Raw genomic sequence first — 19743 nt, forward strand, 5'->3', positions numbered from 1 at the left:
ACTACCGCCGCGCTGCGAAGAATGCTTCGAGCAGCGCGGCGCACTCGTCTGCGCGCACCCCCGCGACGACCTCGGGCACCGGATGCGGCAGGCGCCCATCCCGCAGCAGGTCGTACACACTGCCGACAGCGCCCGCTTTTTCGTCCCACGCCCCGAAGACGACTCGTGGGATCCGCGCCGCCAAAATCACGCCCGCACACATGACGCACGGTTCAAGCGTCACGACGAGCGTGCAGTCGCCGAGCATGCGATCACCGAGCTGCTGCGCAGCGGCGCGGATCGCCAGCACCTCTGCGTGGCCCGTCGGGTCGAGGCTGGCCTCACGGTCGTTGTGGCCCGTGCCAAGCACCGCACCGTCTGGTCCGAGCACGACGGCCCCGATGGGAATCTCACCCGCGGCACCAGCAGCGACGGCCGCGTCGAGCGCAAGCTGCATGGCTGCGTTCTCCGCAGCGGATGCAGGAATCTGTGAGGTCTGAGTCGGGGTCACACGTTTAGAATAGGCATATGCGCATTATCGTTGCAGATCACCCGCTCGTCTCGCACAAACTTACTGTTCTGCGACAGGAGCAAACGCCTCAGCCGACCTTCCGTCTGCTCATCGAAGAGCTCATGACGCTCCTCGCGTACGAAGCGACCCGTGAGGTTCGTGTCGACCCCATGGAGATTCAGACTCCCGTTGCGAAGACCACCGGTGTTCGCCTGAGCGAGCCGCTCCCCCTCATCGTGCCAATCTTGCGCGCCGGCCTCGGCATGCTCGAGGGCATGGTCAAGCTGGTTCCGACCGCGGAGGTCGGCTTCCTCGGCATGGCTCGCGACGAAGAGACGCTTGAGCCAGTGACCTACGCTGAGCGCCTCCCTGATTCACTCGAGGGCCGCCAGTGCTTCGTCCTCGATCCCATGCTCGCGACCGGTGGTTCACTGGCTGCGGCAATTGAGTTCCTCTTTGAGCGCGGCGCAGACGATGTCACCGCGATCTGCGTACTCGGCACCCCCGAGGGCGTTGAGAAGATCAAGGAGGTCGCTGGCGACCGCAACGTCACTCTCGTGCTTGCGTCGCTCGACGAGGGCCTCGACGAGAACGCATTTATCGTTCCCGGTCTTGGTGACGCAGGTGACCGCCTGTACGGCACGGCATAAGCAACAAGCTTTTCGCTAAATAACGGCGGCCTGGTACTACTTTTTGTACCAGGCCGCCGTTGTCTATGTACCAACTGAGGAAAATCAAGAAGATTACTACTTGTGTCAGCGGGTGAAGTCTGCATATACTTTCGCTTATGCATGACATCACCGGTTCCGTATCCGCTTGCGAGGTAATCCTCGGGCGGCGCGGCATGATGATGGCTGGCGTCATGCGTTGTCGAATGTGCAGCTAAAACTTTCTCTAACTTTTAGCGCGCTCTCTGCGAACCCGATGTACATTCCGGGGTCGCTCTCTTCACTCTCGACATCTTTTGCCGTTCAGGCACCCTTTAAGGACTCCACATCATCATGGCTACCATCAGCAACGCAGCTCCCGCCGATCTCCGCACCGCACGTCCCGACCTCGCAGCGAACCTCGCACCGCAGCCGACCCGCTCGCTCCCCGAGGGCACCGAGGTCCGCGGCTTCGCGCTGTACGTCGGCCTCTCGGAAGACAAGCTGAACTCGAACGATCCGCAGATCAGCGACATCGTGAACCAGATCAAGCACCTCGTGAACCGCCTCGCTCCCGCAGCAGACACCTACGCAGCAGTGGCGCTGGCCCCCGAAGGCACCGGCGGTCGCGACGTTGACGTCGTCCGTTTCGCACTCGGCGATCCCTCGGCAAAGGCTCGCCGTCAGCAGGCTGCAGCAGCCGAGCAGGACCGCGCCAAGAGCGGCGTCATCCTCGACTTCTCGCGTGGCCGTGTGCTGCTCGACAACACCCCCGCGACCCTCACCTTCCGCGAGTTCGAACTCCTGCAGTTCCTCGTGTTGCGCGAAGGCCGCACCGTCAGCCGTGACGAAATCATCGAAGGCCTCTGGGCAGACGCTCCCGCTGAGGAGATCCCGAGCGAGCGCACGATCGACGTGCACGTTCGTCGCCTTCGTGTGAAGCTCGCGCAGTACCAGGACATCGTCCGTACCGTGCGCGGCATTGGCTACCGCTTCGACCGTCACGCAGACGTTTCGATTCTGCACGCAGACGGCCCCAGCCCCGACCGCTTCTAAACGAAGCCTGCACCCGGGGCGATGATCCGCCCCCTGCTAGAACGCAGTACGGCCGCGCGCAAGCATTCGCTGCGCGCGGCGTTCTGCTCTCTTCGCACTGCGAGCGCGCTTGAGGATCTTGCCGCGCTCCCACGCGCGCGTGACCTTCTGACGCAGCCACGCGAGCAACCGGCGCGACCACGAGAACTCTGAGCCGAGCACTGCCAGGCCAAGGAAGATCGTCACCCAGCCCGGACCGGGTGTAATGAGCATGATGAGACCAGCGAGAATCAGCACGCCGCCCACGAGCGCGATCATCACGCGGTAGAAGAAGCCGAGCACCGGACGAGCGTGGATCTTGCTGCGTAGCGCCGTCAGGCGTCGCAGCATCGGGTGCTTCTCGTGCGCCCCGCTGTCCATGCTCTCTGTCATACTCGCCAGCTTACGAAAGTTTGCTGTGTTCCGGCACCCTCTGCTACTCATTCCCAGCTATTTGATTGGTGCGGATCACCCAAGCTACACAAACACCACGGCCCAGGGGCTTCCTCGTTGTGAGGAGCCGCCTGGGCCGTGGTGCATGGAGGCGTCAGCGCGAGGCGCTACGCCCTGCCCTTAGCTTGCTTCGCCGGTGCGACGCTTGCGGAAGAGCACGATACCGAGTCCTGCGAGGAGCAGGAGGGCTGCGGCGCCGAACGGTGCAGCTGCACCACCGGTGATCACCAGTCCCTCGGTCTTCTTGTAGCTGTTCGTGACCCGCACAGCGGTGGTCACCGCGTCACCGTTGGCGTTTGCCTCGGCGAGTACAACGACTGCGCTGTTGGTGTCATCCTTCGAGAGGTTCTCCACGCCCTTGGTGAGCGATTCGAACTTCGTCGATTCAGCCTGGTACTTGTAGGGCTCGGTGATCTCACACTGCGAACCTGCAGGCAGTTTCGCCACGTTGATCGGCGCACCAGGGGTGAGCGCGATCTTCGCGTCGTGGTCAGTGACGGTTACGTCCTTGCCACCAATGGTGAGGTCACGAGTACAGGTTGCCTGGACATCGAACGTGCTCGGCACTCGGCTTTCCTTGGCACCCGCACCAGCGAGTTCCTTAGTGAGCGAGAGCGTTGCCGGCGTGAAGATGTTGGTCATCTCCACGTAGACGGTCTCATCCTTGCGGATCGTGACCGTGCGATCCGGCGCCGGCACGTTCGCGCCGCCTGCAGCAGTCTCAGTCACGGTGCACTCTGCGCCGGTCGGAACACCCGCGACGGTGAAGGACTTCTCCGTTTCACCAGCGCCGAAGTCGAGCTTCTGGGTCGCCTTGTCACCGAGGTTGAGTTCGTGGCCAGCCAGCACACAGCTGGTTGCGAGTTCCACATCACCAAACGCGGTGCCAGACTTCGGCAGTTCGACCTTCTTCGTGACGACGAGGTCGCCGCCAGCGTTGAAGTAGTTCACGAACTCGACCTTGTGGTCCCCCGGCTCAATAGTTGCGACGGAGACCGTGCGCTTCGAGTCGAGCTCGACGGGCGTGCCTTCCTCGTACTGACCAGTGACTGGGTTCGCGCCACGGGCATCAGTTTCCGTCACGGCACAGTTTGCACCGACCGCGATTCCCGGAATCTTCGCCGTGTCGCCAGCCTTGAGCTCAAACGTGTCAAACGTCTTCGTGACCGTGCCGAAGTCACAGGTGACGTCGACGAGGAACTTGTCATCCGGGCGGATGACGTCCGTCGCGTTTCCAGCAATCTCGACGCCTACCGTGAGCGAGGACTCCACGTAGGTGTTCTCAACGTTAATCGCGTTGTCAGCTGGAACCTTCTCAACCTTGTCGCCCTCCTCGTAGGGCTTCAGGGTGATCGGGTCCTCGGGGTCCGTCGAGTATGCGAAGCCCGTTGCGTTCTCGCTCTTCTTGCCGTACTGGCCTGCAGCGGTGTTCGCTGTCGGGACGTATGTCTCGTCAACGACCGCACACTTGCCGTCCACGGGAAGGCCTGTCACATCGGCAGAGACCTTTCCATCGATCGTGGTCACCGCGGGCAGTTTGACCGCGATCGGATCCATGGCCGATCCGTCAGGCGCGGTACACACGAGATCGATCGTGTAGCCGTCAGAGTTCAGATGCCAGTTGGCAACCTCGTTCTGGGTCAGCGTCTTCGTGAGTGTCATCGCGGTGTCGATGGTGCGCAGAGCCGAGGGGTACGACTCATTCGGGGAAATCCAGTCGCCCCTCGCATCCTGACGTCCGGTAATCGAGGCGGTGCTGTACGCAATCTTGTTGTTCTGGCTGGTCTCGGGGACGCGAACCTTGTACTCCAAGATCACGTACTCGCCACCCGCGATGGGCTTCCCAGCGGGGAACTCAAGTACTGCGCCAAACGCCTTCATCGGGCCCGAAACATCACTCGGGTCAGTGACCCAGGTGCCCTGCGCACAGCCGAGCGTTGCCTGACCAGCGAGACCATCTGCCCCGAAGGTACAGGGCTTGTTGGTCCCGGTGTACCGCAGCGAGTCTGCCTTGAATGCAGCATCATCGCGAGCGACCTCTTCGCTGTGTAGCTTCTCTGCACCGATGAGTTTGATCGACTCAGGAATGATTGACGGGGCCCAGTCAGAGTTACGCTGCTTGGGGTTCAACACGCCCTGGTCGCCGACAAACGGCAGGCCGTTCACGAAGCGCATTTCGGCCAACGGGATGTTACCCGAGTTGACGAGCTTCAGGCGGTAGGTGTTCGTGGTACCGACGGTGGTGTTCACCTGCCAAGGGTAGGTGAGCCACGCATCTTCACACGCGACTTCACCGCTTCCCGCTGCTGGCGAAACGACACACGTTGCGGCCTCGTCGTTGATCGCGCCACCGACAGTGGCGTCGATGTACGACTCAACACGGGTCTTGTCGATACGGACACCAGTCACAGTTGCATTCGAGCTGCAGAGAAGTTCAGGCTCGGGCTTCGCGCCAACGAAGCAACGACCCTGGTTTCCGGCACCCTTCACGCCATTACCTTCGATCCACGCGTCGTTCGTCGCAATGTCGTTCGGCTTAAAGCCGTCCTTCACCATGAGCGGAATCTTCAGCAGGATCGATTCTCCTGGCTTGAGGTACTCACCATTCGTCCAGGTCGCACGCGCCTGCTGCAGACCCGGCTTATTGCCAGCCTGCACGCTGAACGTCGGCGCCTGGAACTGGGGCTCACCAGGCGCACGGTCTGGGACCGAAATGACCTGTGGTCGGTACTCAGGTACGCCCTCGATGTACACCAGCTCTGCAGGGAACTGGTCTGCGACGGCGAGCTCGTACATGTTACTCGTCGCCTTCGAGTCGTTGGTCACCCGAATGTGGAAGTCAACCTTTTCACCAGGCTCGACCTTCTTCGAAGATGATTCGTTGCCAGTGGATGGCAGCGAAGTGAACTTCTTCGTGGAGCCGACCGGGTTGCCTGCGTACACGAGCAAGTTGCTCGCAGCGTCAGCAAAAGGCTTCTCCGTCGCTGTTGGGCTGTCGCCAATGTGGAGGGTGCCAGCCGCATCAGATCCAAGCAGCCAGGTGACTCCGTCATCGGTGATTTCATTCGCTGGCGAGAGCGTGTTCGGATCGCTGCGCAGCGTCTTGCGCAGCTCTGCGAGCATGTTCAGCTTGCCGCCAGTGTCGCCCGTGGTGACCGCAATGCGCTTACGCGTCGCTTCGTCACCGTCAAACTGCACACGGAACGCAATGATCTCGTCCCACTTGTTCGGACCAGGGCCGCTGGTCGGGAGCACGATCGGAATGTTGCCGTTGACCGCGGGGGTACCCGAGAGGATCTCGATTCCCTCAGTCCATTCGCCGCTCTCGTCGAGCGCCCACACCGTCGCCTTGACAGCGCCCTCCGGCAAGCTCACGCTTGCGGACAGCACGTTGAACGCATCCCAAGAGAGCCCCGGGACTACGCCGTAGCCCGCAGGTGTGTTGCGCGGCCAGAGATCCCTATTCGGGTTCTCAGACTGGCAATCGCCACTCTCTGCAAGCAGACGGCAGTCTGTCGTCAGCCACATGCTCGACACAGGAGTGTTACTCGTGTTCACACCGGTGTAGGTCACAGAAACCTGCTGCTTCGGCAGATCTCGGTACAACCGCTGCGGAGTCGACGCCTTCAGCGTCACGTTCATGCTTTCGTCTTGGCCGACGAGCGCAAGCCGGTTGCTACGTGCGTCGAGTTCAGCACGTCCCAGGCCAGCCGTCTCGACAACCGCATGGTTGTCGACTGCAACGTTTGGCTCGAGCGGGGCCGGGTTATCAATCGGCTTACAACCCGTCAGCGAGTGCACAATGGTCGCATCAGCAGCATCAACGAAGTTGTAAGTGTAGCCGTTGGTGCAGACTCCCGTAGAAGCGTTCAGATCGCCGCGAACATCGTCGCGAAGAACAGTGTTGAATGCGAGACGCGCACGGTTTTTATCTTTACCTTCCTGCTCCAGGCCAACATACTTGCCTGCCTCGGACCAGGTCATCGTGATTCCCACCACGTCCTGCCAACGGTTCTTCGGCGGGTTCAATTCGTCAAACTCTGTACCAAATGGTGCGTCCACCGGGAAGGTGCCGCCATCGGCGTAGGTGTAGACAATTTTCGCGTTGACGCGATCTGCTGGCATTTGCGAAACAATAGACGCTCCGTCCTTCACCGGCCACCACACCTGGCTAATGCCGTTGAAGTCGACGACTGCGAAGGGGTTCTTACCCGAGGCAGCGTCACCGTTCACGCTGACCGAAACCTGATCCACACCAATATCAATGTGGTTAGGGGTCTTCCACTGATCCTCAGGCGGTGCGTCCGTGCCCACTGCCGTGCGGTTAGAAACGTCGAGAACAATCTTCGACGGCGTGAAGTTCTTCGCTACGAGCGGCGTCTGTGAGTCCTTGGCGTCGAACCAACCCGCTTCTGAGAAACCGAACACATCAGTCGCCGCGTAAACGCGGAATTTCACTTCCGATGTCTTTGTCTGCGTAGCGCCCTGCTTCGGGAAGCTCTCCGTCACGCCGGTGTTGTAGTAGGCAACGCCGGCCATGCTGCCCACGACAGTTTCTCCCGGAAGTGACCGGAAGGTGTCGCGCAGCTGCATGTCTGCCGTAATCGATGCAGCACCGTGCTTCTGCATGACAGCGTCTGCCGTGCCGCGCTTCACATCAACCTGGATCTTGGCAATCTGGCTGAGGATCGCAGCATCGAGCGGCACAGACCACTCGGGTTCACGCTCCTCGTCCCAGAATTCACGGTACTTTGCGCTCTGCGAGCTCTCAATGTCGGCCGGATCAAGATCCTGTCCGTCCAACTCAATAGAGCTCTCAACGGTACCGACGGGAGCAAGCTGGCTGCCGTCTGCTGCAAAGAGAGTGATCTTCATTTCCTGATCGGGGCCAACATGCACGGTGTGAATCGCGGTCACATCGAAGACATCGAGGCCGCCCTTGCTCGAGGAGCCATCGGTCATTCTGACGGAAACAACGTCGTCGCCCTGGGGAACCGATGACAGCACGAAGCTGGTCTTCGTGTCCTGCTCCTGCACGCCGTACTTCTTCGCGTTCTGCGCGAAGTGCTTGTACATCACCGCGAGCGAGACGTCCACAAGGTAGAGCGAGTCGGTACCGGTCGCGTGCGGGGTGTTAGTACCGGTCTTCACCTCTGCCGTGTTTGCAGGGCTGAAGAGGCCAGGAGTGTTGGGGTTACCCACCGTGTCCGGGCTGATCGGAATCTGCTCGTAGGTCACCTCGCCAGTGGGCGAGGTGTTCTTCTTCTGTTCCAGGGCGTACTGGCGGAACTTCACAGACGTGTCATCGCCAGAGACGCACTTGACGTCTACTGGGAATCGTTTGTCTCCCGCAGCGGGGCTCACGACAATCCGTAGCCCAACTACGCGCTCAAGTTCATCTGGAGTATCAATGTCAGCCAGCGGCACCTCATTGATTGCGGTAACGATGCGGCTGGTGGGGCTGTCATACTCTGCAAGCCACACGGTCTGTGTGGTCGACGAGTTGTAGGGCTTCTGCCCGCCGCTGCCATCTGGAGTTGTACACACCATGTCGCCAGCGTCAATCTGGGTGAACTCCATCAGGTTGAAAGGAGTATCCTTCAGCGTCGCCACCGTGGGCACCTTCACAGGGTCCATGATGACAAACTCCTGCGCGCCGACCTTCTCAGGGTCGGTGAGGCCCGGCTCGGTCTGCACGACGAACTTCATCTGATGCGGTCGATAGTTCTGATTACCGGGACCAGCATCGCGGTCGTACAGGTCGCCTGACTTGGTCTGACCCGTCAGCGGGTATACCACGTCATCGGCGCCATCGCCCAGTCGCTTGCCCAGCTCAACGTTGAACTTCGGGTTGACGAGCACGACGTCAACGTTGTCGGGGGTCTTCAGGTTTCGCACGACCTTGGTGGTCGCCTGAGCTGCGATGTCTGCACCAAACTTGATGCGGGTATCGCCCTGTGCAGGTGGCTCAATGGGCTTGCCCGTCGAACGATTTACCTCACGGAGCTTGCCGTCGAGTTCGATCTTGCCCGCACAGCTCGTATCGTCAATGCCGGCACAGTTGCCGGGGATCGATACCGTACCTGGCGTAAATACCACAATGATTCCCTTGACCTCACCGAGGCCACGTGGGTTGCCGCTGCTGGCATTGGTGTCCTGGCCCGGGCCGGGAACCGCGCCACCCTTGGTGAATGGATGAGCCGCACCGGTTGTACCGTCACCGTACTGGTACTGAATGGTCGCCTTGGTCGAGCCGGCTGGGAAGGTGACTCGAGGAAGCGCGGTCAGGTCGGTGTAGTCGAAGTACCAAGCTCCATCCATCGGAATCTTGATGGTCAGGTCAAGCAGCTGCTGCTCACCAGTGTTCGCTACCGAGACTGTTGCGGTTGAAGTTTCTCCCGAACCGTAGACGCTGGTGTTGTTGTCGCCATCGTGGGTCACCCACGTCGCACCAACAGCCACTTCCGGCTGCAGGGCGGTGACGCTGAGGGTCGCCGCGCGTTCAATCTTTGCAGTACCGCCGGTCGCCGGGTTGAAGTGGTCGACGCTGTTCGTGATGTCGGCAGTCTCAGCGAGTGAGACGTTCGCTTTGCCCTCTTCAACAATGCGAGCGCCAGTCGTGCGGGTTTCCGAGCGCAGAACGTAGTCTGCAGAGACCGAAACGGTTCGCTCAGCATCCGAAGAAGTGGCAAGCGAAGGGAAGTCACCAACGACGACCGTGTAACCGACTGCGTCAGCAGGCGCATCCGACTCGAGTACGCCGGCTGCCAGTGTGCGCTCAGTAGTTGAACCGTCCTGCAGCTTGTACGTCACCTTTGCGCCCGAGGGGTTGCTCGAGAGCTTCAGCTTCTTCAGATCGAATGCTTCCGCGACCGTTACTGCTGCCTTGCTACCACTCGTCGCCGAGGGGAACTGAATCGTGAACTTACTCTGCGAGTTCGCTTCAGCACGCGCGGTCGTCACGAGGGTAGCTGCGCTGCCCGAAATTTCCTTGACAGCGTTGATCTTTTCGCCGCTGGCGGTGTCCTGCCAGATCATCGCTGCCCCGGCATTAATCGAGGCTTTGCTCCAGACGTTGAGGTCAAGTGAGATGGACTTCTGGGTTACTTCTTCACCCTCGCGCTGTACCTGCACCTCGGCAAGCTGCTTCGAGCCGTTGAGCGATGCGTCAAGGCTCGCATCGAACACCACGGGAATGTATACCGCGGGACGCTCAGTGAGGTTCGGCCAGGCAATGATGAGCTCGCCGCCCTTGCCACCTGCACCCGGGGTGAAGGACTTTTGGACTGCTCCTACAGGCACAGTGAAGGCATCCTGCAAGAACTTGCCTTCAGCGGGAACTGCGAACTTCATCTCAACGGCACCACAGCCTGCGTTCTCAATACAGTTCGTACTGATGACGTAGTGGAATTGCTTGCCGGTTTCGACCTGGCTGAGCGACTGGCCACTCGAGGTGTCCAACGCCGTGATTGAGTATCCAAAGAATTCGTCATCGGCCGCGTACGCGGGGACAATACTGCCCGCCCCGAGGCCAATAGTGAGCAAGACTGTGAGAAGACCCGCTATGCGCGCCCTGAAATTCCTCACCTTTGTTTTTCCCATAAAACACACAACCCAACTGTTCGCAGCCCGCACGAAAGCTATGAATACGGACTGAATCTCTTATATTCAGAGTTGCAGCCAAGCTAACACCTGTAGCCAAATATGGAAAGGGTGTATGGAGCTTATGCATAACGATCAGGTGTCGGGGTGCACAATTTGACGGATTATGAGTACAAGACCGCAGATCATGGCGGCGTTTCAGGGATACGCCGAACACCAAAATACAGAAAGGAGCGCTTCCCCGCAGGGAAAGCGCTCCTTCATAATCGGGGGTCATCGCCCCAAAAACCGTTACCCAGGCGTGGGCATCGAGGCGAGCAACACAATGCCGAGCACGCCGATCAGCAGCGCACCCACGATGATCGCAACAGTCGCGATGACACGACCACGGGTACTGGCCTGCTTACCGCCACCGGTAGGGGCGGGACGGTCGTTGCGTGAGAACTCTTCGCGCGGGGCTGATCCGCTGTTGTGTGACTTCGCCATTCGAATCATTCCTTCTCTGAGGCTGATGCTGAAAGTGGTGCAGATGCGGTCGCGCGATGCGCATCCATAAACGGCAGGAGCAGCTCATCAAGCCCAGCAAGCACGGTCTCGTATCGCTCACCACGCTCGAGCATTTGCGTCGCGCCGTGCACGAGCGTATTGATGAGTTCGGCAACGGGTTCCGGCGGCTCGACCCCAAGCTCCCGCACCGCGTCAACGAGCGGAGCCTGAATATGCGCGTGCATCTCACGCGCGTGCGCACTCAACTGCGCCGAGGGAGTAAGCGTGCGAAGCGCACCGCTCACAGCGTGCGCTCCCTCGTCAACGAGTTCGAGATTGGCGATAGCGAAGGCACGTAGGCGATCCGCCGGATGCTCCACAGCCGCCATCGACTGCGTCACGCGCTCGGTCCACCGCGGGAAGATATCTTCGACGAGCGCGAAGAACAGCTCCTCGCGCGATTCGAAATACACGTACAGGGCCGGGCGCGACAGCCCGGCGCGCGCCGCGATCGCTCCGATGGTGGGCGGCGCCGGCGACTCCTGCAACAGATCGTGTGCAGCATCGAGAATCTTGCGCACCTGCTGCTCGCGATGCTCAGCAACGGTAGCCGCGTTGATCTTTGGCATCTACCGCTCCAATCCATTCATCAGCCACCACACGGGGCCCGCCCAGACTGCGCCCGAACGAGCCCCAAAACGGGACCTACAGCGCAGTCAACCTGCCATCGATCATTTCATACACCACATCACAGTGCTCAATCACCTCGTGATCGTGCGTCACCATGATGGTCGCGACGTGGTCGTGATGCGCGCGCTCCGCGAGGAGTTTCACGACCTCGTGGCTGCGCGCCCGGTCAAGCGCCGCGGTCGGCTCATCCACGAGCATCACCGCCGGATCGTTCACAAGCGCACGCGCGATACCCACGCGCTGACGCTCGCCGCCAGACAGCTGGGAAGGACGGTTCTGTGCACGATGCCCCATGCCGACAGCTTCCAAGCCGGGGCGCGGATCGAAGCGCGACCCACCCGCGACCATCCGACGCGCAAGGCGCAGCTGATCAGCGGAGGTGAGTGCGGGAATCAGATTCCCTGACTGGAATACGAAGCCGAGGTTCTCCAGACGGAAGCGCGCAAGGCGGCCCTGCGCGCCGCGTCCGGTGCCGAGTTTGGTGAGATCCGCGCCATTGACCACAACGGTTCCCGAGGTCGGAACCGCGAGCGCCCCAGCCACCGCGAGGAGCGAGGATTTGCCAGCACCCGAAGGGCCGACGATTGCGGCGAACTGGCCAGCAGGCACCGACAGGCTCACGTGATCGAGTGCGAGCACCTTCTGCTCGCCATCACCGAGCTCGAGGGTGACGTCGGTGAGGTGGATTCCACCGTTTTCCACAACTGCGTTACTCATCGGCTTCCTCCCAGCGCCTTGATTGGATCAATCTTTACGACGCGGATCACGGCAACCGCCGCGCCAATGAGACCCATGACGATCGTGGCTACCGCGGCCGTCGCGATCGGTGCGGCCTCGAGCGCGAAGGGCACCTTGGCCGGCATCATGGCGCCGAGGCCCACGCCCACCAAGACACCAACCGCGGTGAACCCGAAGAGCAGCAGGGCCGCCTGCGTGAGCGAGTCACGCAGGAGTGCTCCGCCGGGGGCGCCCATCGCGCGCAGCACGGCGAGCTCGCCCTGGCGCTGGATCGTCCACACCGTGAAGAACGCGCCAACAACGAGCGCAGAAATGACGTACAGGAAGACCTGAATCATGTTGAGCGTCATCATCTCGGCCTCATAGCCCGGCGACGAATTGAACGATTCCTTGAGCGCGACAGTTTGCGTGCCAAGGTCGGCGTCTGCGGCCGCGAGGTCGATTGCGTCCTTGTCGTAGTTCAGCGCCACGACGCTCGCGTACGGGAAGTCGAGGGCGTCAACCTGCGCCTGCGTCGGGATGCCCTCTGCCGCACGCCCGGAAGCGATCAGCCGCCAGGTATCGAGCGGAAGATAGGCAGTATCAACGTGACCGAAGGTCGCCTGCCCCTTGGTAAACCCAACTACCTCGAGCTCCATGCCGATGCGGTCAAGCGTGACAATGGAACCGAGCTTGAGCCCGTCATCTTGTGCGGTCTGCGACACAACGATCCCAGGCAGCGCGCCAAGCGTCTCGCCAGAGGACACCTCGGGCACCAGGAGCGAGCCCGGGTCAACACCAAACATCGACAGGTCGATCTGGGTGTCTTCATCGGTGGTGGCGTTCACCATGCTGAAGCCCACTGGCGCGTAGTCCTTCACACCGGGGACGTCGGCCCAGCCATCGATCTGTTCCTGATCGACACTGGAGCGCGAGAACGCGTTGTCGGTCTTCGTTCCTTCCTGGAACGCGAAACCGGTGACGGGCATAGCTCGGAGTCCGGACACACCGTCATTGACGAGTCCTGCCGAGAAGCCAGAGAGCATGACCATGAGCACGGCGATCAGCGAGATCACCAATCCCATCAGGCCGAAGCGCCCTCTGGCGAATTGCAATTCGCGGAGTGCGAGAAACATAAGTTCCTTCTCAAATCTGAAAAGCACCGTCAGCATCTTGCTGACACTGCGTCAGTAAGATGCTGACAAGGTGTCAGAATACACTTATGCGTTGGCGTTTCCTGAGAGAAGGTTGACCGCGCTACGCCTCCGAAAGCAGCTGAGAGACGAGCGTCTCGATCCGCCCCCGAATCTCATCGCGAATGAGGCGCACGGATTCAACGCCCTGCCCAGCCGGGTCATCGAGCTGCCAGTCCTCGTACCGCTTGCCCGGGAAGATCGGGCATGCGTCACCGCAGCCCATCGTGATGACAACGTCAGACTCACGAACGTCTTCCGTGGTCAGCACCTGCGGAACCGCCGCCGCAATATCGATACCCACCTCAGCCATCACGGCCACGGCTGCGGGATTCAGCGCGTCAGCGGGGGCAGAACCCGCCGAACGCACGACAACACGGTCGCCCGCGATGCTGCGCAACCAACCGGCCGCCATCTGCGAGCGACCGGCATTGTGCACACACACAAACATCACTGTGGGCGGTACGAATTGCGACATGTGTCATTCCTTCATTTCAGATGTGGCGCGTGGATCATCCCACGCGTTCGCCAAGGAGTCGGCGAGGTCGAGCAGCGCCGCCACCACGTCCGCACGCGACGGGGCAACGCGGTAGTAGACCCAGGTCCCGCGTCGCTCGGAGATCACGAGACCTGCCTCCTTAAGTAGCCGCAAGTGGTGGGACACCGTGGGCTGCGAAGCGTCAGTGAGGCACTGGAGGTCGCAGACACAAGACTCCCCTCGGGAATCGGTGGCAATCGCCGAAAGCATTCGCAGCCTGAGCGGATCACCGACCGCTTTCAATACCGCGGCGGCCTGCGCCGCGTCCTGCACCCCCATGCGGGAAGCGAACCCCGGCTCAGGCGTGCAGGATTCACCGCTCGCGGCGCTCATCTGGTCACCTCGGAATCGCTGGGAGACACGTTGTTTCCTGCCATGGCAGCCCCGGAATCGAGCACTGGTACCCCGGCCGCCTCCCCGGTTGACTCGCCGAACCAAGCTCTCGCCACCCACAGCGAGACGTACACCAGCCCAACCAGCACCGGCACTTCAATGAGCGGGCCAACTACCCCGGCGAGCGCCTGCCCGGAGGCGACTCCGAACGTCCCAATTGCCACGGCAATCGCCAGTTCAAAGTTGTTGCCGGCCGCGGTGAAGGCAAGCGTCGCTGATCGCGCATACCCGAGCCCGAGCATCCGGCCCACCCCAATACCGATACCCCACATCAGCAGGAAGTACAGGAACAGTGGGATCGCGATCCGCACCACATCGAGTGGGCGTGAGGTCACTGCCTCCCCCTGCAGCGCAAACAGCAGCACGATGGTAAACAGCAGGCCGTACAGCGCCCCGGGCCCAATGCGCGGCAGGAACCGCGACTCATACCATTCGCGACCCTTGCTCGCCTCACCAATCTTGCGCGACAAGAATCCCGCAACCACAGGGACGCCAAGGAACACCAGCACGTTCACACCGATCTGCCCCATCGAGACATCCAGCCCTTGCGAATCAAGCCCAAGCCACCCCGGCAGCACCGCCAGGTAGAACCACCCCAGCACGGAGAACATGAGAATCTGGAACACCGAGTTCAACGCAATGAGCACCGCGGTCGCCTCACGATCAGCGCAGGCAAGATCGCTCCACACCACGACCATCGCGATGCAGCGTGCGAGGCCCACGATAATGAGGCCGGTGCGATACTCCGGCAGATCCGGCAAGAACAGCCACGCGAGGGCAAACATGAGCGCGGGACCCACAAGCCAGTTCAACAGCAGCGACGAGACCAGAAGCTTGCGATCACCCGTGACTGCGGCCACCCGGTCATACCGAACCTTCGCGAGCACCGGATACATCATGACGAGCAAGCCGATGGCAATGGGCAGCGAGACACCCCCAACCTCGAGCGCGGCAAGCACACCCGACAGGCCAGGCACGAAGCGGCCGAGCAGCAGACCGACGACCATCGCGAGCGCGATCCAGATCGGGAGCCCCCGATCGAGCGTGGTCATGCGGGGCGCGGATCGGTCACGTGCAGTCATATCTCTATTTTGATGTTTATCTATATAGGCCGCAAATTGGCGGATCACAGCGACTGCCACCGCCACGCACCCGCCCAACACACAACGTGCACAGAAATGACGAAAGCCCCTGATTTCTCAGGGGCTTTCGGCTGTCCAGCTATGGCGGAGACGGGGGGATTTGAACCCCCGGTTCCCTTTAACAAGAACCCTTCATTAGCAGTGAAGTCCGTTCGGCCGCTCCGGCACGTCTCCATGCGTGGACAGCTCTCTAATCCTAATGGGTGAATCCCTGGATAGAGAAATCGGACGCGCTAATAACCGCTACCGCCAGAGCAAACCTGCTTGTCTGGCTTTACGCCAGTGATCGAATCTGGCAGCTGAACAGGGGCGGAAGGCGTAGTAGCCGTTGTTCCAGAGGTGTTGGAAGATTCTCCAGAATCTTCCGTAGCCGCATCAGTTGCGGGCGTTTCTTCCGCTGGGACTTCCTCTGCAGGCGCATCGGTTTCGCCCTCAACCTGAGCGACAAGACCCTGACCAGTCACGTCGAAGGGCTGACCGCTCTTGATCGTCTCGAAGAGCACGTCTGCAAGCTCGTAGTTCGGCGTCAGACGGCCAGACTCGTAGGGGTGGTCAAGCGATGGATACTGCACAAAGTTCATGCGCTCGAGATCGATATCCTTGACCGTGCCAGCCATCGCCTGGATGAAGTTCACCGAAGCCATGTTGCTCGACAGCGTCAGGTTCTCAACGCCAGCCTTCGCGAGGCCGTACACCTTCAGCGGATCAGACAGCGTATCTGCGCTCTTCAGCTTGCGCATCATCGCAGACATGAAGACCTGCTGGTTGTTAATACGACCAAGATCGCCGCCGTCACCAACACCGTGGCGGGTGCGGAGGAACTGCAGCGCCTGCTCACCCTGCAGGGTGTTCATGCCAGCAGGAAGGTCAAGTCCAGTATTCTCAACATCTTCAAGCGGTGCAGTGAGGCAGACGTCAACGCCACCGATCGCGTTCGAGATCGCGATCACGCCGTCGAAGGTCACAACACCGGCGTACGGGATATCCATGCCGGTGAGCTCTTCAATCGTGAGCACAGCACACGGCAGACCGCCGTACCCGAGGGTGGTGTTGAGCTGCTGCTCGCTCATCGCCGAGTAGTACTCGGGTTCGCCGTCAGGGCCGGGGCAGCTGGGGATCGGCAACATGAGGTCACGCGGGAAGCTGACCACGGTGGCGTTTTTGTGATCCGCCGAAACGTGCAACAGCAGGTTGACGTCATTCAGCTCGCCAGTCTCGCCATCGTCATACGACTGGCCTGCGCGAGTATCAGAGCCGACAAGCAGCATCGTGATTGCGCCATCGATCGACTGGTCTGCAGCCCCGACAGCGCCCTTTGACTTCAGCTCGACCGTTTGCAGCCCGGAGGCAACATTCAAGAGCGCGTACGACACCGTTGCAACACCGCTCACCGCAACCACCACGACAAGCGCAGTGAGCGAGCGGATCACGTTGACCCAGGTACGTGAACGGCGCAACGAGCCGTGCCGGACGCCCGCACCCTGTGCGGCATCTCGTTCGTTGCTGCGTGCCATATGGCAGTTCCCTCCCACGCGCCGGCCGGTTGCCGGACGATATTCAAGCTTCAAATCTACCGCGAAACGCTGGAGGACTCCTGCAATGCTCGACTCTGAAGGAGATTATCAGGGAACTGCGCGTCTCCCCCGAACCAAGTCACCCCGCTCAGCAAGCATTTCTGCTGCTGAGCGGGGTGACTGGGCGTGCGGATCAGTATCCTTCCGGCGCGACCCGGCTACTGACCAGTCTCGCTGCGGTTGCGACGGGCGCGGATCGAGACCGCAAGTCCACCGAGCAGCAACACCGCTCCGGTTGCGCCGAGGAGCATGCCAGCGCCGCTGTCGCTACCGGTATTCGCGAGTCCCGTCTTCGTCGGGGTCGTCGGCTTGTTCGGATCCTTGGGATCCGGCTTCGGATCCGGCTTGGGCTCGGGCTTCGGATCCGGGTCGGGATCTGGTTTCGGGTCCGGGGTCGGCGTCCTCGTGAAGAAGTTCGTTACCGTGACTTCCAGGTTGGCACCGAGGCCAGGGGTGAAGTCCTGATGCGAGAACTCCGGGGTTCCCCACGTCCCACCTGCGACATCGGCGAACATTTCCTCAAGCTTGATCTGTGCCCCGAGAGGCACGTCGTTGCTCTTCACGGGGACACCGTCGGCCCGCGGGTAGAGGAAGCCCTCGCCCTCGGCGAAGTCGCCGGCTTCGTCAGCCTTCCACGAGTATCGAACCGTGAACTGGGCCTCAGGCTTCACGAGCTTCGCGCCATCTCCCTTGATCTTCTTCACGAGGGTGAAGTGTGTCGTCGGGTACGGCGGAACCTCATCGAGCGTGATGCTGTTCGTAAGCTCCACCTCGCCGACAACGCCCTCAGCAGCATCGAGGCTGCTGGGGACAAACTTCGGCGTCGCCCAGGTCGCACCATCAATGTCAGGGCGCGCACCCTCGGCGAAGGTCACCTTCGCGCCGGCAGGAACGTCGTCCACAACCACTCGCGTGCCGTCAGCCGTGAGATTGATCGTGTCGGAGAACGCGTCGAACTTGCCATCGGGATCTGCCGCCCATGAATACGTCACGGGGTACTCGGTGTCCGCATCAACGAGATGCGCAGCATCACCGTCAAGGCGCTTCACGATACCGAAGCTCGTCGTCGGGTGAGGCGGCTCGGGCTCGTCAGCGAGCGTGTTCACGAGCACGAACTGAGTGTCCTTGCCGAGGAAGTTCGAACCCGTCGCAAGATCGAGGTCAACAGTTTCCGTTCCCACGCTGGAAGTCGGCACACCGAAGTCATTCGCGGGCAGGAACTTCGGAGTTCCCCACGAAGTGCCAGCAGGCGGCTCGGGGAACTCGACCTCGGTGATTTTCACTTTGGAGCCCTCGGTAATAGCCGGGCTAGTGAAGGAAGCTCCCCAACGTACCGTCTTGGAGTGACTCGTCGCCTGGCCCGCAGCATCGGTGACCGTCCACTTGACTGTGTACAACGAGTCAAAGGGAGGGACGATGTCGCCCTCTACGTGCTTCGTGATCGTGAACTTTCCGTACTCGCTGCCGACTACGGTGCCACTTCCCGAGGTGCTCGTCACGGTGTAATACGAGGTGTCTCGCTCTTCATCGCCGATTTCCCAGTGCACGGCGTTCGTGTAACGCGCGCTCGGGTCGAAGTTCTTCACCTGCGTTGCCCACTTCACAAAGTAGACACTGCCTTCAAGTCCGCGTGCACCGGGCACGGTTCCGTTCCCCTCGCCCAGACCGGGCTTTACCGTGAACTCAACGTAACGGTTGTCCGCTGAAACCGTGTATTCGCTTTTGGGTTTTAGCACCCAGAATGCCCCCTCATAGCCGGACGCGTCTCGGTGTGTCTCACGCGCCTCGTAGATCGTCGGCTCCCCTAGGATCGTGTGCTCATTCAGATCAAGCAGCTCCGTGAGTTTGACTGTTGCCCCGACGGGCAACGTCCCGTTCGGGCCTGATTTCACATACACGTTCCAGTGAATGGTGCCGTCTGCACTCGGTCGGGATCCATCCTTACGCGGATCTTGACCGGTCCAATCACAGTTGACTTTGCAAACGACCGTCTCCTCCTCATTCACCTCGATCGTGATTTCGCCGTGCTCATCACCGAAGTCGAAGATCACCGGTCCACCCGGATGGCCCTGGAGCTCCACGAGCGTCTCGATCTTCACCGATCCCTTAATGCCTGTCTGGTGCGTTGCGAGAAACCCATCAGACAGGGTGCAGAACAGTTGAGTTTTCGTCAGCTCACAAGTTCCCGCAGGCTCACCGTCATGCATCATCGCAAACGGCCCTGGCACACCAGGGAGATTCGCTGGCAGGCCAAACGTGAGCGTCACAGGCTTTGTTGGGTAGTCGTCTACTTCCCATTCCAAGGTGAGCTCCTGGAACGATGGATTATTAATGGGGTTGCTCTGGGCATACGCCGAAAAGTTGACAGATGTGACCCTCGCCGCAGTGCCTTCGGCCGCGGCCGCAGGAGTCGCGACCGTCATTGTCGCGGCCGGAACCGCCAGCGCACCAATACCGAGCGCGGCCGCTAGGAGCAGGGCAAGCCGACTTCGTCGCCTGCCTCTCCTGTCACTTCGTTGCGCGGATCCCCTAAGCCAGCTCATAGCTGCCACCTCTCATTCAAAAAGCACACGTAGTGAGATTCACGTTACGTCTGTTCTCGAGAGGCAGGGTGGCGTGTATCCGCCACGGAAATCGCTTGCCGGAACTGGGATTTCATGCACAGTGGTGGGGGGGGGGGGGGGGGGGGGGGGGGGCGCCACCCACAACAGGGGGGAGAATGGGACGTCGGAGCTCTCCCCAGA

At 61.0% G+C, this 19743-nt stretch carries 14 protein-coding genes and 1 tRNA gene; 2 read left to right on the plus strand and 13 right to left on the minus strand.

Annotated features, from left to right (window positions below):
* Window position 1 precedes the first annotated feature (1 nt).
* Window positions 2-436 (minus strand): nucleoside deaminase, encoded by a 435-nt coding sequence (locus ICM05_RS05185; RefSeq protein WP_188023539.1) that lies wholly within the window; start codon window positions 434-436, stop codon window positions 2-4.
* Between the two features lie 71 nt (window positions 437-507).
* On the opposite strand from ICM05_RS05185, the gene upp reads away from it, so the two are divergent.
* Together upp and ICM05_RS05195 are read left to right on the plus strand one after the other, a co-directional pair.
* A complete protein-coding gene (gene upp, locus ICM05_RS05190) occupies window positions 508-1140 on the plus strand; it encodes a uracil phosphoribosyltransferase (RefSeq protein ID WP_188023518.1) in 633 nt (210 codons plus the stop codon).
* Window positions 1141-1491: 351 nt separating this feature from the next.
* On the plus strand, window positions 1492-2193 hold the full coding sequence (locus ICM05_RS05195) for a winged helix-turn-helix domain-containing protein (RefSeq protein ID WP_188023519.1): 702 nt from the start codon (window positions 1492-1494) through the stop codon (window positions 2191-2193).
* A 36-nt stretch (window positions 2194-2229) separates the two neighbouring features.
* On the opposite strand, the gene ICM05_RS05200 is transcribed toward ICM05_RS05195, so the two are convergent.
* From ICM05_RS05200 to ICM05_RS05250, 12 genes are all read right to left on the minus strand, one after another.
* A complete protein-coding gene (locus ICM05_RS05200) occupies window positions 2230-2604 on the minus strand; it encodes a TIGR02611 family protein (protein WP_188023520.1) in 375 nt (124 codons plus the stop codon).
* 180 nt (window positions 2605-2784) lie between these two features.
* Entirely contained in the window at window positions 2785-10251 is a 7467-nt protein-coding gene (locus ICM05_RS05205) for a DUF5979 domain-containing protein (protein WP_188023521.1), read from the minus strand.
* A 306-nt stretch (window positions 10252-10557) separates the two neighbouring features.
* Complete coding sequence (locus ICM05_RS05210; protein ID WP_188023522.1) at window positions 10558-10752, minus strand: hypothetical protein; 195 nt, start codon at window positions 10750-10752, stop codon at window positions 10558-10560.
* A gap of 5 nt (window positions 10753-10757) precedes the next feature.
* On the minus strand, window positions 10758-11381 hold the full coding sequence (locus tag ICM05_RS05215; protein WP_188023523.1) for a TetR/AcrR family transcriptional regulator: 624 nt from the start codon (window positions 11379-11381) through the stop codon (window positions 10758-10760).
* 76 nt (window positions 11382-11457) lie between these two features.
* Window positions 11458-12159 (minus strand): ABC transporter ATP-binding protein, encoded by a 702-nt coding sequence (locus tag ICM05_RS05220; protein WP_188023524.1) that lies wholly within the window; start codon window positions 12157-12159, stop codon window positions 11458-11460.
* Window positions 12156-13295 carry an FtsX-like permease family protein gene (locus tag ICM05_RS05225; RefSeq protein WP_188023525.1) on the minus strand — a complete coding sequence of 380 codons (1140 nt, stop codon included), beginning with the start codon at window positions 13293-13295 and terminating at the stop codon, window positions 12156-12158. The genes ICM05_RS05220 and ICM05_RS05225 overlap by 4 nt, the downstream gene beginning before the upstream one ends.
* Before the next feature lie 121 nt (window positions 13296-13416).
* Window positions 13417-13830 carry an arsenate reductase ArsC gene (locus tag ICM05_RS12705; RefSeq protein ID WP_251364519.1) on the minus strand — a complete coding sequence of 138 codons (414 nt, stop codon included), beginning with the start codon at window positions 13828-13830 and terminating at the stop codon, window positions 13417-13419.
* A gap of 3 nt (window positions 13831-13833) precedes the next feature.
* Window positions 13834-14223, minus strand: coding sequence for a helix-turn-helix transcriptional regulator (locus tag ICM05_RS12710; RefSeq protein ID WP_251364520.1), 390 nt, complete (start codon window positions 14221-14223; stop codon window positions 13834-13836).
* Window positions 14220-15365 carry an ACR3 family arsenite efflux transporter gene (arsB, locus tag ICM05_RS05235; protein ID WP_188023526.1) on the minus strand — a complete coding sequence of 382 codons (1146 nt, stop codon included), beginning with the start codon at window positions 15363-15365 and terminating at the stop codon, window positions 14220-14222. Before arsB ends, ICM05_RS12710 begins: the two co-directional genes overlap by 4 nt.
* A gap of 142 nt (window positions 15366-15507) precedes the next feature.
* Window positions 15508-15599 (minus strand) — tRNA-Ser (locus tag ICM05_RS05240).
* A gap of 59 nt (window positions 15600-15658) precedes the next feature.
* Entirely contained in the window at window positions 15659-16939 is a 1281-nt protein-coding gene (locus ICM05_RS05245) for an LCP family protein (RefSeq protein WP_188023527.1), read from the minus strand.
* 218 nt (window positions 16940-17157) lie between these two features.
* Window positions 17158-19542: a DUF5979 domain-containing protein gene (locus ICM05_RS05250; RefSeq protein WP_188023528.1), complete on the minus strand. Its 2385-nt coding sequence runs from the start codon at window positions 19540-19542 to the stop codon at window positions 17158-17160.
* Window positions 19543-19743: the final 201 nt, after the last annotated feature.

It is taken from the genome of Leucobacter sp. cx-42 (assembly GCF_014529985.1).
Lineage (GTDB): Bacteria > Actinomycetota > Actinomycetes > Actinomycetales > Microbacteriaceae > Leucobacter.